Source organism: Flavobacterium sp., from assembly GCF_049590715.1.
Classification (GTDB): Bacteria; Bacteroidota; Bacteroidia; order Flavobacteriales; family Flavobacteriaceae; genus Flavobacterium.
Map to the genome: position 1 here is coordinate 1 of NZ_JBAWDL010000277.1, position 25,410 is coordinate 25,410.

At 33.0% G+C, this 25,410-nt stretch carries 20 protein-coding genes; 7 read left to right on the forward strand and 13 right to left on the reverse strand.

Features of this window, described 5'->3' with window-relative positions; translation table 11 throughout:
• Window positions 1–646 (reverse strand): molybdopterin molybdotransferase MoeA (locus WBQ70_RS12365; RefSeq protein ID WP_423914695.1); only part of this gene is annotated, 646 nt, incomplete at its 3' end.
• Between the two features lie 377 nt (window positions 647–1,023).
• Here WBQ70_RS12365 and WBQ70_RS12370 point away from each other — a divergent pair.
• Window positions 1,024–1,335 (forward strand): hypothetical protein, encoded by a 312-nt coding sequence (locus tag WBQ70_RS12370; RefSeq protein WP_423914697.1) that lies wholly within the window; start codon window positions 1,024–1,026, stop codon window positions 1,333–1,335.
• A gap of 173 nt (window positions 1,336–1,508) precedes the next feature.
• Window positions 1,509–1,877: a hypothetical protein gene (locus WBQ70_RS12375; protein WP_423914700.1), complete on the forward strand. Its 369-nt coding sequence runs from the start codon at window positions 1,509–1,511 to the stop codon at window positions 1,875–1,877.
• 74 nt (window positions 1,878–1,951) lie between these two features.
• Here WBQ70_RS12375 and hemL read toward each other — a convergent pair whose 3' ends face one another.
• The 4 genes from hemL to WBQ70_RS12395 form a co-directional block, all read right to left on the reverse strand.
• On the reverse strand, window positions 1,952–3,238 hold the full coding sequence (gene hemL / locus WBQ70_RS12380) for a glutamate-1-semialdehyde 2,1-aminomutase (protein WP_423914702.1): 1,287 nt from the start codon (window positions 3,236–3,238) through the stop codon (window positions 1,952–1,954).
• 23 nt (window positions 3,239–3,261) lie between these two features.
• Complete coding sequence (locus tag WBQ70_RS12385; protein ID WP_423914705.1) at window positions 3,262–4,041, reverse strand: glucosaminidase domain-containing protein; 780 nt, start codon at window positions 4,039–4,041, stop codon at window positions 3,262–3,264.
• Window positions 4,034–4,930: a 1-aminocyclopropane-1-carboxylate deaminase/D-cysteine desulfhydrase gene (locus tag WBQ70_RS12390; RefSeq protein WP_423914708.1), complete on the reverse strand. Its 897-nt coding sequence runs from the start codon at window positions 4,928–4,930 to the stop codon at window positions 4,034–4,036. The genes WBQ70_RS12385 and WBQ70_RS12390 overlap by 8 nt, the downstream gene beginning before the upstream one ends.
• Before the next feature lie 287 nt (window positions 4,931–5,217).
• Window positions 5,218–5,544 (reverse strand): hypothetical protein, encoded by a 327-nt coding sequence (locus tag WBQ70_RS12395; protein ID WP_423914710.1) that lies wholly within the window; start codon window positions 5,542–5,544, stop codon window positions 5,218–5,220.
• A 57-nt stretch (window positions 5,545–5,601) separates the two neighbouring features.
• Here WBQ70_RS12395 and WBQ70_RS12400 point away from each other — a divergent pair, with 57 nt between their 5' ends.
• The 3 genes from WBQ70_RS12400 (at window position 5,602) to ilvA (ending at window position 7,889) form a co-directional block, all read left to right on the forward strand.
• Window positions 5,602–5,778, forward strand: coding sequence for a DUF5522 domain-containing protein (locus WBQ70_RS12400; RefSeq protein ID WP_423914713.1), 177 nt, complete (start codon window positions 5,602–5,604; stop codon window positions 5,776–5,778).
• A 114-nt stretch (window positions 5,779–5,892) separates the two neighbouring features.
• Complete coding sequence (locus tag WBQ70_RS12405) at window positions 5,893–6,435, forward strand: DUF4136 domain-containing protein (protein WP_423914715.1); 543 nt, start codon at window positions 5,893–5,895, stop codon at window positions 6,433–6,435.
• A 209-nt stretch (window positions 6,436–6,644) separates the two neighbouring features.
• The gene (gene ilvA / locus WBQ70_RS12410; protein WP_423914718.1) at window positions 6,645–7,889 is read left to right on the forward strand and encodes a threonine ammonia-lyase IlvA; all 1,245 of its coding nucleotides are present in this window, start codon (window positions 6,645–6,647) and stop codon (window positions 7,887–7,889) included.
• Between the two features lie 73 nt (window positions 7,890–7,962).
• Here ilvA and WBQ70_RS12415 read toward each other — a convergent pair whose 3' ends face one another.
• From WBQ70_RS12415 to WBQ70_RS12440, 6 genes are all read right to left on the reverse strand, one after another.
• On the reverse strand, window positions 7,963–8,946 hold the full coding sequence (locus WBQ70_RS12415; protein WP_423914721.1) for a phosphatidylinositol-specific phospholipase C: 984 nt from the start codon (window positions 8,944–8,946) through the stop codon (window positions 7,963–7,965).
• Between the two features lie 144 nt (window positions 8,947–9,090).
• Window positions 9,091–10,923, reverse strand: a complete 1,833-nt coding sequence (locus WBQ70_RS12420; RefSeq protein WP_423914724.1) for an alkaline phosphatase — start codon at window positions 10,921–10,923, stop codon at window positions 9,091–9,093.
• Between the two features lie 201 nt (window positions 10,924–11,124).
• Window positions 11,125–12,669 carry a RagB/SusD family nutrient uptake outer membrane protein gene (locus WBQ70_RS12425; protein WP_423914726.1) on the reverse strand — a complete coding sequence of 515 codons (1,545 nt, stop codon included), beginning with the start codon at window positions 12,667–12,669 and terminating at the stop codon, window positions 11,125–11,127.
• Between the two features lie 22 nt (window positions 12,670–12,691).
• On the reverse strand, window positions 12,692–16,090 hold the full coding sequence (locus WBQ70_RS12430; protein ID WP_423914729.1) for a SusC/RagA family TonB-linked outer membrane protein: 3,399 nt from the start codon (window positions 16,088–16,090) through the stop codon (window positions 12,692–12,694).
• A 31-nt stretch (window positions 16,091–16,121) separates the two neighbouring features.
• Window positions 16,122–17,093: a FecR family protein gene (locus WBQ70_RS12435; protein WP_423914731.1), complete on the reverse strand. Its 972-nt coding sequence runs from the start codon at window positions 17,091–17,093 to the stop codon at window positions 16,122–16,124.
• A 108-nt stretch (window positions 17,094–17,201) separates the two neighbouring features.
• The gene (locus tag WBQ70_RS12440; protein WP_423914734.1) at window positions 17,202–17,774 is read right to left on the reverse strand and encodes an RNA polymerase sigma-70 factor; all 573 of its coding nucleotides are present in this window, start codon (window positions 17,772–17,774) and stop codon (window positions 17,202–17,204) included.
• Between the two features lie 600 nt (window positions 17,775–18,374).
• Here WBQ70_RS12440 and WBQ70_RS12445 point away from each other — a divergent pair.
• Window positions 18,375–18,764 (forward strand): group III truncated hemoglobin, encoded by a 390-nt coding sequence (locus tag WBQ70_RS12445; protein WP_423914737.1) that lies wholly within the window; start codon window positions 18,375–18,377, stop codon window positions 18,762–18,764.
• A gap of 33 nt (window positions 18,765–18,797) precedes the next feature.
• Window positions 18,798–19,577: an acetolactate decarboxylase gene (budA, locus tag WBQ70_RS12450; RefSeq protein WP_423914740.1), complete on the forward strand. Its 780-nt coding sequence runs from the start codon at window positions 18,798–18,800 to the stop codon at window positions 19,575–19,577.
• Between the two features lie 148 nt (window positions 19,578–19,725).
• Here the strand turns inward: budA and WBQ70_RS12455 are convergent, their stop codons facing one another.
• Window positions 19,726–21,984 (reverse strand): BamA/TamA family outer membrane protein, encoded by a 2,259-nt coding sequence (locus tag WBQ70_RS12455; protein WP_423914742.1) that lies wholly within the window; start codon window positions 21,982–21,984, stop codon window positions 19,726–19,728.
• Between the two features lie 40 nt (window positions 21,985–22,024).
• The coding region (locus WBQ70_RS12460) for a translocation/assembly module TamB domain-containing protein (RefSeq protein WP_423914744.1) at window positions 22,025–25,410 on the reverse strand (3,386 nt) is incomplete at its 5' end.

Sequence of the window (25,410 nt, forward strand, 5' to 3'; positions counted from 1 at the left end):
CTTCATAGGTTTTAACATTCTCATAAAAAGCATCCTGCAAAGCAGTTTGAAGCATGATCGAATTGCTTTCATATATTTTCCCATAAGTCAATGGCAATCCAGGTTGCACTAACTCATTTCCAGTTACAATAATCCCAATTGTAGGTTTTTGATACACTTTTACGGAAGTAAAACCCAAACCAGCCAAAAACCCTATGCATGCAGCGTTGAGCAATGTCCCTTTGGCTAGAGCCAAATCTCCTTTACTATTTTGTTCCCCAATAGGACGAATATTCATTCCTAATTTTGGATTTTCTGCCAAAAGTAAAACGGTTCCTGTTTCAGTTACTTTCTCAATTTGCATCACTGCTTGTGCTGACTCAGGAACAGGAGCTCCTGTGAAAATTTTTACTGCTTGTCCAGGCAACAAATTAATTTGATGTATATCACCTGCTTTGATTTCTCCTATAATTTCATATTCTAGACTATCATGCAATCCTAATGCAAAACCATCCATTGCCGATTGTCGAAAAGGGGGCATGCTCATAGGGGCATACAAATCTTCGGCTAGAATGTGCTTTCTGGCCATAGCCAATGGACATTCAACAATGACAGTAACTGGTATATTATTTTTAAGTATCGAAAAGGCTTCTTGAACACTAACCATAAGTACGTTTTATATTGTTTATCAAAAATACAATTTCAAGTATTTAAAATCACCTCTTCTTCTATTATTTTTTATCATAAAAATAGTTTCAAGAGTCTTTTTAGATTATTTCCCACTCTATTTTTACTAAATCAAATCATCATCAAAAAAATGTATTTATTATTTTGATATTAAACAAAAACTTCCATTAAATTAAATATAATTTTTAACAGTCTTTTAAGTTAATAAATAGCGATTATACAGCAAATAATCCCTTAAAAAATAAGGGGTTATTTTATTTTTTGGATTCAAAATATTTATACATTTACTTCAGTTTTACAAGGAAAACAAAAGCTTTCACCTCGTTAAGACAATTAACTTAATATCGTAAGAACAAAATGAAAAAATTATTTATTGCTGCTTTATTAGTAGCTAGTCTAACTGGATTTGCTCAAAAAAGTGGTGCTGATAAAGCATTAAGCAAAATGACTACTGAATTATCATTAACTGCAGAACAACAAACGCAATTGAAGCCTATTATTGAGGAACAAATGGCACTTCAAAAGGACAGTAAAGAAAATCCAGACAATGCTGAGGACAACAAAGCAAAAGGAAAAGAGATTGGAAAAAAAATCAATGCAATTTTAACTGCTGAACAAAAAGAGTTAAGAAAAACGCTAAAAGAACAAGCTTCTAAAAAAGCAGAATAAACTAATTAAGACTCTCGATTTAATCGGGAGTTTTTTTATATCATTGGTTTCTCAATCCTCATTGTAACTTTATTCAAAAAAAACGAACATAAATGTTAATTTTTTATTAAACCATTAAACCTTTCAATCCATTCAATGTCTTATTCTCAATAACATTTAAACAACTAAATAACATGAAAAAATTAATTGTAATAGCTTTATTAGCTATCAGTATCACAGGATTTGCACAAGAAGGAAAAAAGAAAAAAGGAGGTCATGAAGTAACAACCGAAATGAAATTGAAGAAAATGACTGAAGAATTATCTTTAAATGCTGATCAGCAAAAACAAATGGCAGTAGTCCTTGAAGAGCAATCAGCCATTATGAAAGCATCAAAAGAAAACCCTGACAACAAAGAAGAGAATAGAGGAAAAATGAAAGAGGTTTCAAAAAAAGTAAAAGGAATTTTGACTCCAGAACAATTCGAAAAATGGAGTGCTAATGCTAAAAAAGGCAAAGGTGATCACGCCAAAAAAGAAAAAGCTACTGAGTCTGAAGAATAAATCATATTCTCCTAAAATGCAAAAACTTCCAGGAATACTGGAAGTTTTTTTTTGTTATAGAACGATCTCTTTTATTAAAAAGTCTTGGACACTTTGTCAATTGCTTGTATTGTAACGTCTAAATCTTCATAGGTTAATGCATCAGTAATAAACCAAGTTTCATAAGCTGATGGGGCGATATAAATTCCTTCTTGCAATAAACCGTGGAAGAATTTCTTAAAAATAGCATTATCACCATTCGATGCTGATTTAAAATCTACAACTGGATTTGCATCAAAATGTACGGAAATCATAGAACCTACTGTGTTTATCGTAAACACTACATTATTAGCTTTTAAAACTTTATCAATTCCTGAAGCTAAATAAGCCGTTTTATCTGCTAATCTTTGGAAGATTTCTTGGTCATTATTTAAGGTTTGCAACATAGTTAAACCAGCTGCCATTGCTAATGGATTCCCTGATAAAGTTCCTGCTTGATACACAGGCCCTAAGGGAGCTAAATAATTCATAATCTCATTACGAGCTGCAAAAGCACCTACTGGCAGTCCGCCCCCAATCACTTTTCCAAAACAAACAATATCTGCATCGATATTCAATAATTCCTGTGCACCCCCTTTGGCTAATCTAAAACCAGTCATTACCTCATCAAAAATTAATAGAATTCCGTTTTCAGTACACAAACTTCTTAGTCCTTCCATAAAACCTTTTACAGGAGGGATACACCCCATGTTCCCTGCTACAGGTTCAATAATGATGGCTGCAATTTCGTTTTTATTCGCTTCAATTACTGATTTTACATTTTCTAAATCATTGTATGTGGCCAACAAAGTATCCTTTGCAGTTCCTGCTGTCACTCCAGGACTATTTGGCGAACCAAAAGTGACTGCTCCACTACCCGCTTGAATTAAAAATGAATCTGAATGTCCGTGATAACAACCTGCAAACTTGATGATTTTATCTCTTTTTGTAAAACCACGAGCCAATCGAATGGCACTCATACACGCTTCGGTTCCTGAATTCACAAAACGGATTTTATCAATATTAGGCACCATTGAAACCGCTAAAGCTGCGATTTGAGTTTCTAATTCCGTTGGCATCCCAAAAGAGGTTCCTAACTTTGCTTTTTCAATCACCGCTTGTACCACAGGTTCAAAAGCATGACCTAAAATCATGGGACCCCATGAATTAATATAATCTATTAATGTATTTCCGTCTTCATCATATAAATAAGCCCCTTTGGCACTTTTTACAAAAATAGGCGTTCCTCCCACCGCTTTAAAGGCGCGTACTGGTGAATTAACTCCTCCTGGAATTACTTGTTCTGCTTCAGCAAAAAGCTGGCTACTTCTTTGATATAACATTCTTGTAGTGTGTCTAATTTTATTTAATAACTGATGTGTTGCCCTAGAGAAAGGGTATTATCCTGTAGATTATTTTTACGTTTAATATCCTCAATCAAAACATTGTATTTTTTTGAAATAGAATATAACGTATCGCCTTTTTGTACTTCATGGTAACGTCCAGAAGTTGTTGTAACTGTATTATTTGATGCATTGGAATAAGTTGGTTTTTTACCTAAAGCTTGTGCATCGTATTGCGCTAAATCATAGCGTTCTATATATGAAATTAATTTTTCTGGATAACGTGGATCAGTTGCGTATCCTGCCTTTCTAAGCCCTTTGGCCCATCCTTTATAATCATCTTTTGACAAATCAAACAAACTAGCATACCTGCTTTTTCCAATCAAAAAATTGGCATGATCATCATACGATTCGGCTGGATTTCTATATTTTCTGAAACATTCTTGGCTTGCATCATCATCATGCTTCACACTTTCTCCTAACCAATCATTATTGCATTTGATCCCAAAATGATTATTAGCTGACTGAGACAAATCACTTTTACCAGCTCCTGATTCTAAAATTCCTTGCGCTAATATAATACTGGCAGGAATCCCATATTTTTTCATGTTTTTCATCGCCACTTCTTTATATTGAGCAATATAAGAATTAACGACATCATTCGTACTACCCGTATTAGAACTTGTACGACTCACCCCTGACGAAGTATTTCTTTTATTTTTTGAAGTTACAATAGGTGATTTAGACGAATTACAGCCGATTATTAAAGTCAAAAGCAGAATGGAAGTGATTTTTTTAATCATGAATTTTTATAATTGGTAATTTTTTGTTTTTTAATTTTTCATTCATTCCATCAATTCCCTGTAAACCTCCAGTATGAATTAATAGAATTTTAGAATTGGCTTTAAAATAGTTTTTTTGGATTAAATCCAATATTCCAAAAACCATTTTTCCTGTATAAATAGGATCTAATGGGATTTTAGTATCTTTATAAAATTGATTGATAAACGCAACCAAGTCTAGATTTACTTTCCCATACCCGCCAAAATGATAGTCGGTAATTAGCTCCCAATTTTTATTTTTTACAAAAGTACAAATTTCATCTTGTAAAAAATCTCCTTTTAGGGCTGGAAATCCCAAAATTTTTTGGTGGTGCAATGCACTGTTAATAATTCCAGAAATCGTCCCTGCCGTACCTACTGGACAGCAAATAAAATCAAATTCGGCATCTTGTTCATTTAAAATTTCTTCACATCCCTGAATTGCTAATGCGTTAGTTCCTCCTTCAGGAATAAGATAAAAAGAACCATATTTATCCTTTAATCGAGATAAAAAAAACTCCTCCTGTTTCAAACGATATTCTTCCCGATTAACAAATTCGAATTGCATGCCACATTCATGTGCAAATTTCAATGTGGGATTCTCTTGAACTTTAGTTACTAATTCTTCTCCACGAATAACGCCAATAGTTTTAAAATGTTGCTCTCGACCTGCAAAAGCAACTGCAGCAATATGATTTGAAAATGCACCTCCAAAGGTTAACAATGAATTTTCATTCTCATTTTTTGCTTGAAGCAAATTGTATTTGAGTTTTCTGAATTTATTTCCCGAAACATAAGGGTGAATCAAATCTTCACGTTTGATATAAACGGAGATATTGTTTGGGAATTGAATGGAAATCTGCTGGTTCAAGGTGAATGTTTTCTACAAAAGTAAATATTATAAAATATATTAGTGACTTAAAAGTTTTAAACCATTTAAGAAATTTAAGAACAGATAAGCGTTGTGTTATTCTTTATAACATATAAGTCATTTAAGTTTAAATACTTACTATGTATTTTTTAAAACGTTTAAGATCATTTAAGTATTTCAACTGAACATAACGAGCTAAAACTTATAGGACTAAATTGTTAATTTTATTTACGCTACTACTTTATTGTTCTTAAATTTCTTAAATGGTTTACAAAAATCTTGATGGTTTACAAAAACTTAACAAAGCGGTACATTCCTCTATACTTGAGATAGTCTAAGTTGGTTTCATTCCTATAGGCTTCTCGTTCAAAACTGATGTTTCGATATGCTTGGTATCCATTCCTATATTGGACCAACCTAAAAAGATATTCAACTACATACCAAATATAAAAAGGCAAAATAAACAACTCGATTTGCTGACGGAGGTGTATTTTTTCATGATTTACAAAATCAGGATTGTCTAAATCCGAGAGGAATTTTACAAATACAAAAGGATAAAGAGTAAGTCCTCTAAAACCTTTGGGCGTTAAATATCTTGAAACAATAAAAAACATACCTATTAAAGTTATAAATTTGTAATACTGAATGCCTCAAAGGGCAAAACATGCATTATGACTGAACAAAGTAATGAAAATAAATTAATTGAAGGAGAAGATTTTTATTATACTCCCGAAGGATACAAATGTTTTACTGAAAAACACCATCTCAAAAGAGGGTATTGTTGTAAAAGCGGTTGCCGACATTGCCCTTACGGTTATGATAAAAAAACGGGAATCATTAAAAAATAATTGCTTTGTTTTTTTGACAACCCACAAAAAAACGTTTGATTTGGTATGATTTTTGAAGCACTTAAGAACACACAACCATTTAAAAATCAATTTAATATATAAAAATTTAGCATTATGAAAACACTTAAACTTTTACCAATACTATTGGTTTTTATTTTGAGCTCTTGTAGTAGTATTCATGTAAATGCTGACTATGACTCGAAGGCCGATTTTAGTAAATACAAAACCTATGCTTTTCATAAAGCAGGCGTAGATAAAGTACAAATTTCCGAATTTGACAAAAAAAGAATCTTACACGCCATTGATAATGAACTCGCTAATAAAGGAATGACAAAAAGTGAAACTCCTGATTTACTAATTAACATCATTACTAAAGAAAGAGAACAATTGAATGTGAATCAATTTAATGCTGGATTTGGTTATGGCTGGGGTTGGGGATGGAGTCCGTTTTTTTGGGGAGGTAACCAAACCTATATAAACTCAACTCCTGAAGGAACTTTATACATCGATTTAATTGACGCTGAGAAAAAAGAACTAATTTGGGAAGGTGAAGGTGTTGGGATTTTAACTCAAAATAGGGACAGAAAAGAAGAACAAATTAATGAATTTGTTGCTAAAATTCTAGCACAATATCCGCCGAACCAAACCAAAAAATAAGAAGTAAAATCTACACTTAAACACTATTAACTCCGGATATTTTCTTATTTTTACAATAAGACAAAAAAAAATGACACTACACTTTTTTATTATTAACAGCTACAACAGTACACCATATATTCATACTGATGAGATGTTATTAGTTTAAGTGTTCCCATACTAAACGAAACCTCTCCTAACCGAGAGGTTTTTTTATATCAAAAGAAAAAATGGAATTATTTCAAGAAATACAAACGGCCAAAATACAGCTGGAACAAGTTGTACCTACTACACCACTCTCTCAAAACTTGAATTTATCTGAAGAATTTAAAGCTACTGTTTTATTAAAAAGAGAAGATTTGCAAATTGTACGTTCCTATAAGATTAGAGGGGCTTACAACAAAATGAGTAGCATCCCCAAAGAACATACTATAAAAGAAATTGTTTGTGCTAGTGCGGGAAATCATGCACAAGGAGTGGCTTATTCATGTCATTTACTCCAGATAAAAGGTACCATTTACATGCCTACTACAACGCCTAAACAAAAAATAAAACAAGTAGAATTGTTCGGGAAATCCTTTGTTGAAATTATACTTATTGGAGATACTTTTGATGATGCTTATGTAGCAGCTATGAAAGATGCTACCAAAAACAATACAATTTTCATCCATCCATTTGACGATATCAAAGTGATTGCGGGACAAGGGACAGTAGGATTAGAAATTTTAGATTCTTACAAAAAACCTATTGATTATTTATTTATTCCTATTGGCGGCGGAGGATTAGCTGCTGGTGTAACTACAGTCTTCAAGCAGTTAAGTCCTCATACTAAACTCATAGGTGTAGAACCGCTAGGTGCTCCTTCGATGAAAAATGCCATTGCTAAAGGTCAAAACATTCCACTTGATACTATTGATAAGTTTGTTGATGGTGCTGCTGTAAAACAAGTAGGACAACTCACATTTGAAATCTGCCAAAAGAATCTGGATGCTATTATTCTCGTGCCAGAAGGCAAAGTATGCACCACGATATTAAGACTGTACAATGAAGAAGCTATGGTTGTAGAGCCCGCAGGAGCATTGACCATTGCAGCACTTGATTTCTACCAAGAGCAAATAAAAGGCAAAACAGTTGTTTGTGTGGTTAGTGGTAGTAACAACGACATTGAACGTACGGCAGAAATTAAAGAGCGTTCCTTACTATACGAAGGATTAATGCATTATTTTTTAATTCAGTTCCCGCAACGACCAGGAGCATTGAAAGAGTTTGTGAATGATATTTTAGGACCTAACGACGATATCACTTATTTCCAATACAATAAAAAAAATAATCGTGAAGTAGGGACTGTAGTTGTAGGTTTAGAATTAAAAAATAAAAAAGACATCCAAGCAATAAAAAACAACATGACTAGCAAAGGTTTTGAATACAAATACCTCAATGAAATGCCTGATTTGTTTACGCAATTGATTGGATAAAAAAAGTCTTGGCAAAACTTTTACGATTTTGCCAAGACATACTAAACTAAACAAAACAAAAAAAAATAAACTCTTAGAAATTAGTATTTACAATCAAATTATTATTTCTTGCATCTGCAAAATCCATAATAATTACCCCAAAATTCCCAGAGGTATTTGTTGTAAAATAAGTTGCTACTTTAGGGTTTATAGCATTAGAAACCGTTGGAATACTTGGAATACCAAAAAATAATGGTTTGTAGCCACTACAATAATTCAAAAATAATTTTGAACCATTACCCGCTTTTGCTTCATTAGCTAAAGCATTGATTAAATTCCATTTGGCATTATTATCAGGTACTTTATATTGATCTTGTACTTTTGCTACAGAACCTATAGAAAACACAGTATTATCGGCCCAATTGGTAGCATCTATCCCTTTGGATGCAGAGGCGGGAAAACGTCTTAGTAAAACAATTTTACCTTTAACTGATTTTAGCGTTGGAATTGTATTACCTAAAGAGAAAAGCCCTGGAAATTGTTGAACATAAGAATCAAATGTAGCTTCATACGAGCGATTATTACCTGATGGAGTATGCTCTTCTTTTAATGACATAACAATTGTCTCAGAAGGATTTTGAGCCAAAAAAGTTTTACAACTATTCAAAACATTGGTAAAATTTATTTTTTGATACACTGCACCATGGTGAATTTCGAAAATATTATTAAAATGACGTCCACGAATATCTAAAAAACGTACACCCGCTTTCAATTGATCATCGATAGATAATCTTTGGCAAATGGCAGTTCCTGAAATACTCTCATAACGCGCACCTGAATCATGAGTCCCAGGAATTGAAAAAGCCGTTATTTTTTTATTTTCGTCTAAAGCTCCCATCCAATTTAACATTGAGTAAGAAGCCGTTCTAGCGGTTAATGATTTACTTCCTAGATCTTTTGTTACCATTTCCTGAGTCTTGGCTGTAGCCGTTTCTTCCATTGTAGGAGTGGAACATGAGGTAAAAAAACTTACGGTTAACAAAACTAGAAAACCTAAATGCAGTACATGATTTTTCATAAAAATTTATTTGAGGTTATTACTATTAATAGGTCTCCAAAAGTGCTCCATAGGATAGGTTAATAGTGTTTAACAAAAAGTTAATTAATTATCAATCAAATAAAACAACCATTTAGGCTGTAATAAAAACAACATCTTTAAATATTATTTTTTTTTCAAAAGAGGGATTAACTTCGAATAAATAGCGGTATTTTGATACACTCCTTTAAAGTTTTCGGCACCTGGACCATAGGCAAAAACAGGAACATTGACAGCTGTGTGATCGTTAGTACTAAAATTACCATGTACATATCCTTTCTCTATATCTCCATCTATAATAGACAATCCACCTGTTTCATGATCCGCAGTTATTACAAGTAAAGTTTCTTTATTCTTGTCTACAAATTCCATTGCTACACCTACTAATTGATCAAAATCAAGCAATTCTCGCACTACATAATCCATTTCATTTTTATGTCCTCCATAATCAATTTGCGCTCCTTCTTCCATGATAAAAAATGGCCTTTTAGACTTTGAAAAATTTTGAATCGTTTTAGAAAAAGCTTTTACCAAAAAATCACCACGTCCGTCTTTTTTTGACACTACAGCAGCATTATCCAAAATCACAAAACGGGAATTTTGTATTGTATCTAAAGAATTAAAATGACTTGAAAAAGTATATCCTTTTTTCAAAAGCTTTTCAACTAAATTTTGACCATCATTCCGTTTCGTAAATTCTTCAACCCCTCCACCAATCAAGACATCCGAAGAATTGGACAAAAAATCCAAAGCAATAGCTTCATTATAACTTCGATCAATTTGATGTGCATAAAAAGAAGCAGGCGTGGCATCCGTAGCATTTCCTGAAGAAATAATAGCTGTTTGAAAATTATTTTTGGCTAATTTTTGCGTGATGGATTCTAATGGCTTTCCTAAAGCATCTACACCAATGTATCGGTTGTTGCTTTTCTGTCCTGTTGCCATAGCAGTAGCTCCCGCAGCCGAATCAGTTATATAGCTATCCGAAGCTTTAGTTATTGAAAACCCTTGAACAGGCATGTTAAACAAACTCAACTCGCCTTTATTAGCCGTATATCCTGCATAGATTTGGGTTAGTCCCATACCATCACCAATTAACAAAATAACATTTTTAGGCTTTTTTGATGAAGAAAACTGTACTTGTCCCTTAGGTATATAGGCTTTATGAAAGTCTGTATTTTGATATGAATATTGCTTTTTAGTATTAATAAAATGAGTTAAATCTGTCGTTTTATCAGTACCCAAATAATCAACTCCAAGATTCATCAAGGTAATCCAAGTATTAACATTGTCTTGAGTAGACCAAAAACGAATTTTTTTATTTTGATGATGCACTTTTTCTATTACAGATTGAATTTTTATTAAATCAGGATGCGTCAATACGCCTTTCCCATTCCAAACCGTTAGATTTTTAAGATCCTCACTTATCATCTCCACTTTGGCCAAAGCGTGGTCAGAATAATTTTCGTTTAAACGACCATCAAAAGAAATAAAAGAAGGATAGTTTATCCAAGTCTCAGGATTAGGTCTATTACCCGAAATGATAACACTAAATTGTGAATTTGAAATAAGATCAGGATACGCTCGCAATTGTTTCACAATTTCATTTAGTGTTGCTAAGGCTTCTGTCTTTACATCAATCATTAAAACTAATGGCTTATTATTGGGATACAATTGCCCCTGTTTTTTTAGATTTTCCAAAAGTGGATTGAGGTATAGCTCCCTTAATGTTTTATCAGTAGTAATTTCGTTAAGTTTGTGTGCTACAAACAATTCGTTAGTATCAAAAAAAACATCAGCTTCAATTACACCTACCTCATTGGTGTAGGCCTCAACAAACGGCTGGGAATTAGCATAATCATTATGTGAGTGAATATTTGATGTACTATAATGTTGAGCAAATATTGAAAATGAAATACAAAGAAAAAAAACACAATATCTTTTATGGTATATAAGCATGGGGATAAATTAAGAAAGACTTTGATTTCCGAAGAAAAAGTCAATTGGTTTATAAAAACAAGTCAACCTATTTTTTAGTTACAAAAAATGGTTGACTTGGTGTGATTTTTTTTTTAGCTTTTAAAATTAATCCCACAAGACTATTATTTCGCAGTAGCCTTGCGGGAAAAACAACAAAACAATAAAACTAATTTTCGAGAATTACCATCCCTGATTTTGGGTTAGTGTTCCTTTGCTTATTCCGATTTCATCGGGTGGTATTGGCCAAACGTGGTGTATTGTTGGGTTGAAATTACGTGCTGGATAAATTACACTTCCATCATAATGATGTAAAGGTTGCGCATAGGTAGTTTTTGCATCTCCCCAACGTACAAGATCAAAGTGACGATCAGTCCATTCTCCAGCTAACTCACAACGTCTTTCTCTTTTTAAATCGACCATTGTAGCGCCAGAAATACTTTTTAAGCCTGCACGATTACGAATTAAATTAATTTCTGTATCCGCATTTTGACTTTTCATTAATTTGGCTTCGGCTAGCATCAAAAGTACGTCTGCATAACGCAATAACGGAAGGTTTAATGCTGTAGATGGTTTATCACCATTGGCATTTACATACCTTGTGTCTACAATATCACTAGTTCCTGCTTTTATTTTAGGATAACTATATGGTTCCATGTATTTTTTGAATTGATACCCTGTTCTATTACTTGCATTTACTACATAGGTACCTTCGTTATAAGATACTTCCTTACCAAAATACATGAACTTGTCTCCTTTTTGAAGAATAGTAGCACTAAGTCTTTTATCTCCTACAACATAAGTATCAAATAATTCTTTGGTAGGATAAAAATTTCCCCATCCGTTGTATTCTCTCCAACCTGTATCGTCTAAGCAAACACCTGGAAAAATGCAACCTAAATTAGAATCCGTAGCACTAGATGTCACTGACCAAATGTATTCCGAAGACCAGTTGTTGGCAATTTTAAAAACATCTTCAAAGTTAGGCAATAGAGAATGCTTACCGCTGGTTACAACTAAATTCGCATATTTGATGGCATTGTCATAATCTTTAGCATACAAATAGGTACGTGCTAAATACCCCCAAGCAGCTGTTTTATGTGCGCGTCCATAATTTGAGGCAGACAGTTCATTAAAATAAGGCAATAAATCAGCTGCTTTTTTTAAATCTTCGGCAATGTATGCATAATTTTCAGCCACATTTTTAGCACGTGGAATAAAAACATTTTCTGGATTGTTTCTATCTGGGATTGGGATACCTGCTTTGTCATCTCCATAATGATACGCCAATTCTAAGTGCATCACAGCATGATTAAAATACGCTTCTCCCAATAGTTTATTTTTTAAAACTGCATCCATAGAGATATTAGGAATATTACGAAGTGCTTCATTACATCTCTTCATTACCTGATAATGCTTTCTCCAAATTTCTTTGGTCTCAGATTCAGAACCATTTACAGTGAAATTTTTCATTTTTTCTGCATTAGCTCTAGGTTTTGTACCAATGTCATCACTAGCATTGTTGAGCCAAAAGAAACCACGACCGTACATGTCATCATCTGAATATAGTGAATATATAGCATTTACACCTGCAGTCGCATCTGATGAAGTTTTCCAAAAACTACCTGTACTTGGTGCACCTTGTGGCTCCAAATCTAGTTTGTTTTCGCAAGCTACTGTGACTAACAGCGCCCCTAAACCTATTAATAAAAATTTTGTTTTTTTCATTTTATTTTATTTTAATTGTTTTTTAAAAACTTAAATTAACACCTGTTAGGAAAATTTTTGATAATGGGTAACGTCCTAAATCGATACCAGAATTATTCAAACCAACTTCTGGATCTTGACCAGAATATTTGGTAATCGTAAATAGGTTTTGAGCAGAAAAATATATTCTAGCTTTCATTTTATTGTTAAAAAATTCTTCATTAAAAGTATACCCCACAGTTATATTTTTCAATCGTAAGAAAGAAGCATCCTCAATATACAAACTTGAAATACGAGTAAAATTATTATTAGGATCAAGAGTAGTCAATCTTGGGATTGAAGTATCTGTATTGGTTGGAGACCAAGCATCCTTTACTTCTGCCAAAAGGTTATAATTAGGCAAACCTGTATTTATCCCCGTAAATCTTAAAGAATTATTGACACTATTACCAGCTACTCCTTGGAAAAAGAGATTCATATCAAATCGTTTGTAATTAAAGTTGAAATTAACACTATAACTCTTTTTAGGAAATGGATTTCCAATCACGGTACGGTCTTTATCATCAATTGTCCCATCACCATTAGTATCAACAAATTTAATATCACCTGCAACTGCTTTTGGTTGTAATAAAACACCCTGCGCATTAGTATAACCTTTTACCTCATCATTAGATTGAAACAAACCATCTGCTACATATCCATAAAATGCATTTATTGGTTGATCTATTTGATAAATATTGGCTACTGGTAAATTAGTACGTGAACCGGAAACTTTTTCAGGAAAGAAAGAAGTTTGTCCTTCTTTTAGTGCTACTATTTTATTATCTAAGAAAGACACATTTACAGCTACATCCATTTTAAAATTGCCAATTTCCTTATTGAATCCCAAACTAACTTCTAAACCTTTATTCTCCACCTCTCCTGCATTAATTAGTTGTCCACCAGGCACTCCTGCATTCCCTGGTAATGAGTTACGGAATAACATATCTTTATTTGTTTTAACAAAATAATCCACTGAACCTGTAAAACTATTTTTAAACAAACCAAAATCCAAACCAATATTTTTTTGTCTAGAGCTTTCCCAAGTTAACTGACTATTTGACAATTCTGATTCTGCTAATCCCAGTACAGTTATTGGTGTTGAACCTAGCAAAGATTTAGTTTGAGACAAAGCAACACTACTTGAATAAGTTCCAACTCCGGCAAGATTTCCAATGGTACCATCACTTGCTCTTAATTTTAAAACTGATACAATTGATTTACTGTTTTCCATAAAATCTTCCTCAGAAATTAACCATCCAAGTGATAATGATGGATACGTTTTCCAACGGTTGTCAGCCGTTAATTTAGAAGTACCATCTCTACGAATAACAGCAGATAGTAAATATTTGTCTTTAAAAGAGTAGTTTAATCTACCTACATAAGAAAGTAAGTTCTCTTCAGTCCCGCTACCTGTTATGTTTTTAAAATTTTTGGCATTGATTAAATACCTTTTGGATGGACTTTCATCATCAAAATCGGTTCCTGTAGCACTAAAATAATTACTCTTATCATCTTGATAAGTATAACCTGCAAAAGCCGTTATATTATGACCGCCAAAACTCTTATCATACGTTAGCGTTTGCTCACTCAATAACCTTGTACGTGTGGATGATTTTTCAATCAATTGGTTAAAAGAAACTGGTTTTCCTGGCTCAGGAATTCTTACCTGAAAGTCTTTGGAGTTATTTTGTATACGTGTAAAACCCCAGTTCGTTTTAAAAGTAAGCCCTTTTACAATTTCCCATTCTGCATAAGGATTTATCAACAAAGTAGAAACTGGATTACTATTATCTAGACGCAGTAATGTTGCAACAGGATTAGCTACATCTCCATAACTAGCACCTGTATTTGATGGTATTCCGCTAAATTCTCCAGAACCATCTGGCTTATATATAGTCCCATATGGGGTATAAAAAACGGCAGATATAATAGGAGAAGTATAAGCATCCTCAGTACTACCAGATTGCCCATCCGTTAATGAATAGGTCAAATTTTCACCTATTTTTATTTTTGGAGAGATTTTAAAAGTAGAATTAGCTCTTGCGGTATATCTTTGTGAGAATGTATTCAATAAAATACCTTCATTTTTACGATAACCACCTGACAAAAAGAAGGTAGCTTTGTCATTTCCGCCATCAACAGACATTGCTACATCCTGTATTTTTCCAACTCTAAAAATCTCATCAGTCCAAACAGTATTAGTTGTTGCTAATTCAGGGTTTTTAGACAAATCTGCATAAACGTTGCTCAAACCATCGTTAGCAAAGGCTTGGTTACGTACAGACACAAGCTCTGCTGCGTTTAGAGCTTCTATTTTTTTACCTAGTTGTTGCATTCCTGATTTGTAATTTACATTTACGTTTACAGAACCAGTCCTTCCTTTTTTGGTAGTAATCAAAATAACACCTCCCGAAGCTCTAGCTCCATAAATTGCAGCTGAAGCAGCATCTTTCAAAACACTGATAGCTTCAATATCGTTAGGGTTTATATCATTGAATGAACCAGAAAAAATCATACCATCTAAAACAATCATTGGTTCTTCGCTATTTATAGAACCAATACCTCTTATTATAACTTTTGGTGGTGCTGTTGGATCCCCTCCACTATTAAGAACAGTAACACCTGCCACTGTACCTTGCAATAATTCAGCCGTAGAGTTGTATGTTCTACTCGAGCTTTCTTTTAAGGAAACTGTAGAAACAGCTCCTGTAATTTGCGATCTTTTTACTGATCCATATCCCACAACTACCACCTCTTGCAACTGTTTCGCTCCAGGTAATAAACGAATATTCAAATTTGAAGTTGTCCCATCTACTTTTAACTCTTGGTCTGCATATCCTACATAAGAAAAAATAAGTGTAACAGTAGGCTCATCAAGTGTTAAAACAAATGTCCCATCAAAATCAGTTGTTATACCAATTTTTGAATCCTTCACATTTACATTTACACCTGGCAAAGGCAAACCATCATCGTTTCCTATTACAGTTCCTGATATTTTATATTTTCGTTGGGAATTTTTGCTGGAAGTATTTGCTTTTTTGATTACGATATTTCTATTGATAATTTGATAATTTAAAAAAAGTGGCGTGCATAATTTTTCCATCACTTGGTTTAAACTCAAATTATTCACCTTCAAACTCACTTTTTGTGTATTATTTACCTGATTGGTTTCATACATAAAATGAACATTTGATTGTGCTTCAATTTTTTTAAACACATCTTTAAGCGGCTCATTATCCACACTTAAAGTTATATTTTCAAGTATAGCATCTTTTATTTTATTTTCATTGGCTAAAACATTTTGTCCCATACCCAATACTGTAAAGACCCCAAAGGTGTTTACAAAAACAATCTTCCTCAGTTGTTTCCATTTTAAAGATTGTACTTTTTTAAAATTCATAATTTTAATTTTAGATTACTAATTTGCTTTTTTACTTCGTTTCTTTTTTATTTAATTCGTTAGACTTAATTATATAGACCCCAGATTCCTTAGCATAAGAAGCATCGATCGTATTACATAAAAGCATAATGACTTGCTCAGCGCTTAGCTTTTCGAAACCTGCATTTATATTCAGCGGTTTAAATTTCAAATCTTTCATTTCTATTCTAATACCATAATTCCTTTCAATAGCACTAATCACTTCGTTAATAGGTGCATTATCAAAAAACAAGGTATTTGTACGCCAAGTAGAAATACTCGAAATATCGATTTTAGAATATGATTTAATAGCGTTACTTTTTTTGTCTAAAGATGCTTTTTGGCCCGGAGTTATAAATATTTGTTGATCTGTCTCTACAGAACTCACAGACACTTTTCCTGTAAGTACAGAAACTTCTTCATTTTCTTTATCTGGATACGCTTGAACATTAAAACTTGTTCCTACTACCTTAGTATCCATTTTTGATGTATGAATAATAAAAGGATGCTCTTTGTCTTTTGCTACATCAAAAAAAGCTTCTCCTTCTAGATATACTTCACGAGTATCACCTTGAAAAATTTTAGGATATTTAAGAACACTCCCCGCGTTGATCCATACTTGAGTCCCATCACTCATACTAACCTTAATACGTTGTCCGGGCTGCGTTATACTTTCTGAATAAGTTATAGGATATAACAACATACTTGCTGTACTCGAAAAATAAAACCATCCACTAACTCCTATGAACACCACAAGGGAAGCGGCCATTTGCCATTGATTATAATTCAATCCTAACAATCGGAATGATATTCTTTTGATGTATCTTATTTCTTTCTTTAAATCCGATGAAGATGAAAGGATTGCTTTCTCATCAGTCTTTGGATAGTTTGGCAATTCGAACCAACGGTACCATAACTTTTCCCCTACTGGAGATGGCTTTCCTTCTAAAAACCGTTTTACCTCTTTCTTTAATTTATCTACCATTTATTAAAAACTTATACTTGTTAGTAATAAGTGTAAAAAAGAGGTTTTATAGGTAGGTACACAAAGTTACGCTTGTGTTAACAGTTAAAAAAAAGCAATAACCTTTTCTTAAACTAACCAAAAAAGGAGTAAAAAATAAAATTCCTTCAAATTGATACGCATAAATCTTAGAGCGTATGCAATGTGATATTTCACTGTATCAGTAGAGATATTTAGTTCTTCTGAAATTTCTTTATTGGTATAATTTTTAAATCGGCTAAGAATAAAAACTTCTTTGGCTTTTTTAGGAAGCAAATCAGTAGATCTTTGTAATGCATCCTGAAGTTCTTCATGAAAAATATAATCTTCGGTTGAATTGATTTTTGGAGATGAAGCTTCGACAACCTCTTGTACGTATTCATCAGTAACCGCATGTGCTTTAATATAATCTAGAGTTACATATCGAACAGACGCATACACATAGGATGAAAACTTTTTTTGGATCACTAACATTCTTCTACGTTCCCAAATCGTAGTAAAAACTTCTTGAACTATTTCTTGGGCTATATCCAAAGATTTCATTCTTTGATGTACAAAACGAACTAATACATCACGGTATCTTATATATAACTCATCAAAAGCACGGTCTTTACCTTGTTGTAATAAAACAACCAATTCCTCATCAGTACACTGCTTATACATGAGAAACCATTTTTAGTAATGATACCGCTATTGTTATTTTGAAAACAACAATCAAAGTGCCCCAATATCTTTGAAAAACAAGCCAATTTGGCAACAACATATTATACATTTCTTTTCTCTGTTTAATATATGTCCTGCAAATTAATCAAATGGGTAGGCGACAAAAGTTACCGTTTTATTAAGAAAAAAAAATAAAATAACTATTTATTAAAATAGCGTTTCTGCATTCCGTATTTCTTATTTGTAACATCAACAATATCAATTCTTCAACTTTTTTTATCTTCATTATCTTTTCTATAATGCTATTAAAGATTGCTGTTGTTTTTTTATGCTTTAAAATTTCACAATTCTTAATCAACTAAATGTTATCCATATGTAACCCAAACAATACCGACAATATCCTATATTCTTTATAAAACACATATTTTATTATCTAACTATTTTTATCTATTTGTTTTTTCTTACTTATCATAAAAAATAATTGCAACACTTATTAAGGGAAACTTCATTTTATTTATCAATAAAAACTATTAAACTTTGATAATACAATTAAAAAAAGGGCAATATTTGTACCTTTAGAGCCTAATTACAGCCATCCTTATGACCCAATTCCATGACATTTCAAATCTAAACGACATCAAACTCTTAGTGAATACTTTTTACGAAAAAGTACAACAGGATCCTTTGATAGGTCCTGTTTTTAATGACAAAATAGGTGATCGCTGGCCAGAGCATTTGGAAAAAATGTACCGTTTTTGGCAAACACTTTTATTAGAAGTGCATACCTATTCAGGGAGTCCATTTCCTCCTCATAAACATTTGCCTGTTGAAAAGGAACATTTTGACCGCTGGATGCAAATTTTTACAACTACAATTGATAGCCTTTTCATAGGCAAAATCGCTGATGAGGCTAAACTAAGAGCTTACAATATGGCCGAAATGTTCTTTTATAAAATTGATTATTTCAGAAATTTATATACTAAAAAATAAAACTTCACCAATACCCTTCAAACCAAAACTAATATGATATTCAGATCATTCTATCTCGCTTTATTAACTACTGTTATAGTATTACCATCATGCAACGCACAATCTCATCAAAACGAAACTATTTATCAATATGCCACCATCAACGCTTTGATGGAAGGTGGTTATGATGGCGAATTGACAATGAAAAACTTGCAAAAAAAAGGTGATTTTGGCATTGGAACTTTTAATGCTTTGGATGGTGAAATGATTGGATTTGACAATCATTTTTACAAAATCAAATCAGATGGAAAAGCTTATCCTGTAAAATCTTCTACACTAACACCATTTGCTGTTGTAACTCATTTTAAAACAGAACTAAAGCATGATACATCACTGATATTAAATTTAAAAGAACTCTACAACCTTCTGGATAGTTTGAGTCCTAATAAGAATTTATATGTTGCTTACAAAATCAAAGTTGTTTGCCCTAAAATCAAAACACGCTCAGTAGCACAACAAACCAAACCATATCCCAAAATGATTGAGGCAGTAAAAAAACAATCTGTATTTGAGAGTAATAATAGTTCGGGGACACTCGTAGGTTTTCGTTTCCCAGAGTATATGCAGGGACTCAATGTGCCTGGGTATCATTTCCATTATATTGCCGATGATAAACAATCAGGTGGTCATGTCTTAGATTTAACGGGAAGTGACTTTAAAATTGAAATAGATTTTATGGATGATTTTGAACTCAAAATCCCAAACAATCCCGAATTTAACAAACTCAATTTGACCAAAACAAAACTAGAAGATTTAGAGAAAGTGGAGAAGTGAATCTTTTAAATTGATTAATAAAGACTAGCATAAAAGTTCATTTCAGCACCTCATTCTAGCCCCGATAGAAGCGAAAATCCTTGTGGTGGCTGGCGTTTGGCCACCAGAAGATTGTAGCGGATAGCGGGATTAGCTCCTAATAAATCGTTTAGAAAGGATACCCGATTGCTATATTGAAGACAAGGTTGCTATTGAGCCAATCGCGACTTCCAAAATTAACATCTTTAAGGATCCAATTGCTACCATTAATTACATATGGCTGACGAATAGGAAAAGCTAAATCAGTCCGAAGTGTTAGGAATGACAAATCAAAACGCAAACCCGCTCCTGTTCCTACTGCCATTTGGTTCAGAAAATCATGACTGAACTCCCCTCCAGGTTTGGATGCTTTAGGATTAAGCAACCATACATTCCCCGCATCCACAAACAATGCTCCTTCAACAATACTAAACAGTTTAGCTCTATATTCTGCATTAATTTCAATCTTAATATCGCCCGTTTCATCAGGTAAAAAATTAGAAAGAGTTGTTGGACTACGATAAACACCTGGCCCTATAGATTGAGAACGAAAGGCACGCAAACTATTTGCACCACCAATAACAAATTGTTTGGAATATGGCAATTCCGTATTATTTCCATAGGCATAACCAGCTCCTAAAATCAATCGGGTGGCGAGTTTGCTGTCCTTTCCTAATTTTAGATAATACCTTAAATCGGTTTTTATTTTGGCATACTGACTAAAAGGCACATCAAAAACTTTGATAGTATCCCCTTTTTTGACATTCGCTCCTGTTATTAGCCCCGTAATATTTCCTGCCAAGTCCAGTTCTCCATTAAAATAAAAAGTATGTTTCTTTCTTTTTTTACTGGTGTTTGTATAGGTGTATGAATACGTGGGTCCAAAGATAAATTGCTTTTGGATAACCTTTTCTAAGGAGGGATTTTGTTTTATTTCTTCTCGGTATAAATCTGTCACATCATTAGCACTTACATAACTAACATCTAATACTTTCAAATCGTGTTCCTTATTTGCATCTTCTTTCCATAAGTAACCAAATGACGTTTTGAAGGAATTCAAAGAATACAATTGGGCTCTATTTTGAAGTTCATAACTAATCGCCACTTTTGTTTTTGGCACAAATTCACTCGATCCGTCCCATTTAAAAGGCGCTACCATACGTGGCCAAATCAAACTAGCTTCGCCTCCATAATTATAAAGATTATAACCACCATTGTTTCCTGAAATCTGAAAATCTGCACCGCCAAATAGACTAAGTGTAAACAATTCGGCCCCACCAAAAAGATTTCGATTACTCCAATTAATTTTTAAATCGGTACCTGTATAACCAGCTGAATTTGTATTTGCCCCTAATTCTAAACGGATAAATTTTTTGGGTAATAATGTCAAATAATAATAGGCATTCAATGTCTTAGGAATGGTCTCATCAACTTTAAATTCGTTTTTTACAAATTTGAAAGTTCCTAAATTCACAAAGCGATTAAGAGATAAATTATGATCCTTTCTATTGTATAAATCCCCTTTATGAAAATACAAGGCACGGCTAAAAACTCTAGGATTAAAAGTGTTTGTAGTATCTATAATAGTAAAATCACCTACTTGTTTTGCGTATTTTTTTGCATAGAAGGTAGAATCTCCTAAAATGGAATAATTAGGATAGACTACAATATCATTTATTCTATACTGTTGCTTAGCCTTGAGAGGGGTTTCCTCTTTAATTTTTAATCGAATGTTTAACTCATGGCTGCCTTTAGAGCTATCCACTTGAGCTAAAATATAATCGGGATTGAAATAATAATAGCCTTTCTCTTTTAATCTAGCGTCAATTCGATCTCGTTCCGCTTTTATAGTTTCTAAATCGTATGGATGACCTGAAACTAAAAGACTTTTCTTTTTTATTGCGGTAATGGATTTACTCAAAGCGGTAGAATCCTCTGGTAAAAAAACCTCTTTTATTTTATATTGTTTAGCAAGTTTTACAATATAATCAGCCGTTGCGTGTTTGCCTTTTCGGGTAGAATCAGCTTGGGTTTTAGTCTTGAAATACCCTCGATTTTCAGCATAATTTCGAAGTACAGCTGCATTGTATTCTAAATCAACTTGACTAAACAAAACGGGAGGCTCCCCTACTTTGTTACGCAACCAATACCTAAACCCCTTATCTTTTGTGGGTTCACCTGCTAAACGGTAAAAGAATAATTTGAATCTAACGCCTAATATTTTACTATTCGGTTTGGGACGTAATAATTCTTCAAACTCAGACCGAAGTTGTTTTCTGATTTTTCTATTCAACGTGGAATCTTCAACAGTTACCTTCCCACCCGTGTAAAGTAAATCTCCTTTAGGCAAATACTTTGTGTTTCCACAACCTAAAATAAAGAGTGACATTAAAATTAAAAAATATTTAAAATATGGGATTTTCATATTGTTACGACTTATCAGTTTCATTACTTTTTTTCAGTTTCTCTTTCTCGTTTTTAAGCTTTTCCTTTGCTATACTCTCCTTTTCTTTTTTACTTTTTTGAAAAAGTTCTCTAAATTTATTGTATTCCATTGTAATAATAAATGAAACGCCTGTCTCCACTACTTCCCCTTGAATAGCAACTTGATATTCATTTTTTCGATAAGCTCTAAACTTATATCTTCCATCTTTAGTCAAGAGATATTCAACCGAAGCATTACCAGCAATATTGGACGCTTTTTCATTAGTATTCTGATTTCCTTCTAATTCAAAATTACTTCCTACGGAGACTTTTAAACGATCATTGAATAGTTTTTTAGAAACACCAATATTCAAATCAGTTCTATTTTCTTTTACTCCTGATGTGTAATTCTCTGTTGATTCTAAATCAAAATTCAATTCGACACCACTAATTAAATCACCTGCTAAATCATTTAATTGTTGCGATAGAATCTTGCTCACACTTTGTCTAGCGATTGACTCGGCACTAGTTCCGCCGCTCTCGCTCGCAAAAGGATTTTCTCCTACGAAACGATTCAATAATAAAAGTGCAAAAACCTGTTTATTAAGAGCAGAAGGATCTTTGCGTAATTGTTCTAACTTGTTTTGTGACGCAGACACAATATCTGAAGAAACATCATAATTCCCTTCAGGTAGCACCACGTCAAAACTGATTTCGGGTTTTAATAATTCCCCTTCCATTTTTAATAATGTTTGAAAAGGTATTTTTTGCTTGTAGGTATTTCTAACTGCATCACTCACTGCACCTAATTGATCGCCTAACAAGTCCAAAGGTGCAGCCGACACTTTATACACTGCCGTAATGGTAACCGTTGCTAATGTAGGCTCTCCATTCCAAACAATAGAACTACCACTTTGAATATCAAATTTTCTTTTGATATTATTAAAATTCATTTGATAGGCTCCATCATTAAATACATAACTTCCTGTAAGGGTTGTTTTTCCTGACGGGTCAATCCCTCCAAAAAGTTCTGCTTCTCCTTTTAAGCTCAAATAATCTCCATTCCCTTTATCAATAATCATCGTGAATTCAGCTTCCTTATCAATGGTAATGGCTACACCCACATCCATTCCTAACAACTCTGATTTATTGAATTCATCATTCAATTTGACTGTTTGTTTTAAATACTTATTTTCTTCATCTACAAACTCCACCACACCTTCTCTATCCACAATTGAAGGATCTGATTGAGGCAATACTACCGTAAATTTTGTTTTTTCATTGATTTTTACATTTCCACTAACCACTGGGTTGTCTAATGTTCCACCAATGTTTAATTGGGTATCCAAAAACAAATCACCATAAAAAATCTCATTATCTGTAGCCTTTGAATTTACAGCTCTAAAATCATCGGCTTTTACCTTTAAATCAAAACTATAGTTTCTAAAATCAGGTGTTGTCATTTTTCCATTTACGCTCAATTCATTTTTATTTTCATCATAGAGCGTAAACTCATTAAAAGCAATGGTTTCATTATCCATTCGGATTTTTTGATTATTAACTTCAAAAAACGAATTGAGTTTTGTAATTCGGAATCCAGCATCTTCAAAGGCTAAAGTTCCATTTATTTTAGGAGCAAGACTAGTTCCTGTAATCTTAAATTGCCCTGACAAAGCTCCTTTGCCATCGGTGATGTTCCCCATCGAAAAACCTTCAATATTTTTAATATTCAATTTAGTAATATCTAAATCCAAATCAAAAGCTCCTTTATCAGTAAAATATTCTCCTTTGATTGTAGCGTTGTTTCCTTCACCAGTAAGGGCTACATCAGCAGAAAGTGTATTTGCCGTTTTATTATTTACTTTTAAACTTACATCACCTACAGTTTGTCCTTTGAAAGTAAAATCCTTAACCGTCAAATCTGAGATAAAAACAGGAGATGTTATACCTCTTTCTAGCGTAGCCGTTCCATTAATGGATCCATCCATCAATAAAGATTTTTTTTTGACGATACTCAATAACGTTCCTATTTTGAAATTTGAGAATTCTATATCCAATGGAGCACTTTTCTTATCTGATTTAGACTGAATTTTAAGCATATCGCTGGAATGGCTTAATTCCATTTTATTTATAAATAATAAATCTTCTCCCAACACGATTTCATTCTCTGGATTTATTGTCCACAAATCATAATTCAGTTTTAATTTATCAACATCAAACTTGAATGTTTTTTTACCTTCAGCTACTACAAGATTCCCGGAAACATAATACTGATCTTTTTTAGCATCATCCTGAACTTGCAAAGCATACATCAGTTTGTTATCTGTTGCATTTCCAAAAAAAGTAGTTGCTCCTAACTTGAATTGACTATTTTCAATCGCACTCACAGACAATTTATAATTCAAAACATTATCAGCTGTTTCTACATTCAGGATTCCATTGGTAATCGTATTATCTGCATATACAATTCTTGGAATCGTTCCTTTTATAGCGATACTATCCCCTTGTGAATTGTACATCCCACTTATATCAATTGGTTCTATACCTGTTAATCCTGGAATCAACTCGTATAATATAGGTTCATTTTGAACATTTAACTTGAATGTTAAGTGTTGGTCTGAAGCCACCTTGGTTGGTTTTTTTATACCTTGAATATCAATATATTTCGAAATGGAATTTTGAATTGCCGCTGCTAGGGTTGTCAATTGGTACTTCCCATCAATCTCCGCTTTGAGTATTGGTGATTTTATTTTAATTGTATTTTTTTGTGCATCCGAAAAAGCAATAATCTGAATACTATCCAAAACCATCGGCTCAGCATCTTTTAAAATCTGAATATTCGAACCAATAATTTTTCCATTCAATTGATCTGGATTACTATTTGTAATATTTCCAGCAATATTTCCACGGATTTTGAAAGCACCTGCATGTAAATTTAATTTTTCTAAATCAGCAATATCAAGATTCAATTTTAGATTAACCGAAGGATATTTTCCACCGAAACCACCATTGGCATCCAATTGGTATTTGATATTTGGATCATCGCTTTTGCTATTTATTTTAAAATCCCCATTAGCAATAGCGCCATCAACATTAATATTGGTGTAATTGTATTTATTGAAAGTCGCTTTTTTAAGCATCAACTTCAATTGTGCATTAGCCGTTTTAGGTTCAAAACCAATTCCTTTTGCTGTTCCATTCACCGTTATTTTGCCTATGGAATCATTTTTAATTAGTTTCCCCAAATCAAAATTATCAAACGCAATTTTCGCATCGTAGCGTTCTCTTTTCTTAATTCGTTGATCTAGTAAGGCTTCAACATTTGCTTTACCATAACTACTATTTAATGCTAATTTTGTTTTGAAATTAGTAATCATCCCTTTAAACGTAC

What these genes read in the sequence shown, in the direction of transcription:
- WBQ70_RS12435 (WP_423914731.1), bottom strand. Translation starts at nt 17,093, where the DNA reads ATGGTAGATAAATTAAAGAAAGAGGTAAAACGGTTTTTAGAAGGAAAG.
- WBQ70_RS12400 (WP_423914713.1), top strand. Translation starts at nt 5,602, where the DNA reads ATGACTGAACAAAGTAATGAAAATAAATTAATTGAAGGAGAAGATTTT.
- WBQ70_RS12405 (WP_423914715.1), top strand. Translation starts at nt 5,893, where the DNA reads ATGAAAACACTTAAACTTTTACCAATACTATTGGTTTTTATTTTGAGC.
- WBQ70_RS12370 (WP_423914697.1), top strand. Translation starts at nt 1,024, where the DNA reads ATGAAAAAATTATTTATTGCTGCTTTATTAGTAGCTAGTCTAACTGGA.
- WBQ70_RS12425 (WP_423914726.1), bottom strand. Translation starts at nt 12,669, where the DNA reads ATGAAAAAAACAAAATTTTTATTAATAGGTTTAGGGGCGCTGTTAGTC.
- WBQ70_RS12375 (WP_423914700.1), top strand. Translation starts at nt 1,509, where the DNA reads ATGAAAAAATTAATTGTAATAGCTTTATTAGCTATCAGTATCACAGGA.
- WBQ70_RS12385 (WP_423914705.1), bottom strand. Translation starts at nt 4,041, where the DNA reads ATGATTAAAAAAATCACTTCCATTCTGCTTTTGACTTTAATAATCGGC.
- hemL (WP_423914702.1), bottom strand. Translation starts at nt 3,238, where the DNA reads ATGTTATATCAAAGAAGTAGCCAGCTTTTTGCTGAAGCAGAACAAGTA.
- WBQ70_RS12420 (WP_423914724.1), bottom strand. Translation starts at nt 10,923, where the DNA reads ATGCTTATATACCATAAAAGATATTGTGTTTTTTTTCTTTGTATTTCA.
- WBQ70_RS12455 (WP_423914742.1), bottom strand. Translation starts at nt 21,984, where the DNA reads ATGTCACTCTTTATTTTAGGTTGTGGAAACACAAAGTATTTGCCTAAA.
- WBQ70_RS12445 (WP_423914737.1), top strand. Translation starts at nt 18,375, where the DNA reads ATGACCCAATTCCATGACATTTCAAATCTAAACGACATCAAACTCTTA.
- ilvA (WP_423914718.1), top strand. Translation starts at nt 6,645, where the DNA reads ATGGAATTATTTCAAGAAATACAAACGGCCAAAATACAGCTGGAACAA.
- WBQ70_RS12395 (WP_423914710.1), bottom strand. Translation starts at nt 5,544, where the DNA reads ATGTTTTTTATTGTTTCAAGATATTTAACGCCCAAAGGTTTTAGAGGA.
- WBQ70_RS12430 (WP_423914729.1), bottom strand. Translation starts at nt 16,090, where the DNA reads ATGAATTTTAAAAAAGTACAATCTTTAAAATGGAAACAACTGAGGAAG.
- WBQ70_RS12440 (WP_423914734.1), bottom strand. Translation starts at nt 17,774, where the DNA reads ATGTATAAGCAGTGTACTGATGAGGAATTGGTTGTTTTATTACAACAA.
- budA (WP_423914740.1), top strand. Translation starts at nt 18,798, where the DNA reads ATGATATTCAGATCATTCTATCTCGCTTTATTAACTACTGTTATAGTA.
- WBQ70_RS12415 (WP_423914721.1), bottom strand. Translation starts at nt 8,946, where the DNA reads ATGAAAAATCATGTACTGCATTTAGGTTTTCTAGTTTTGTTAACCGTA.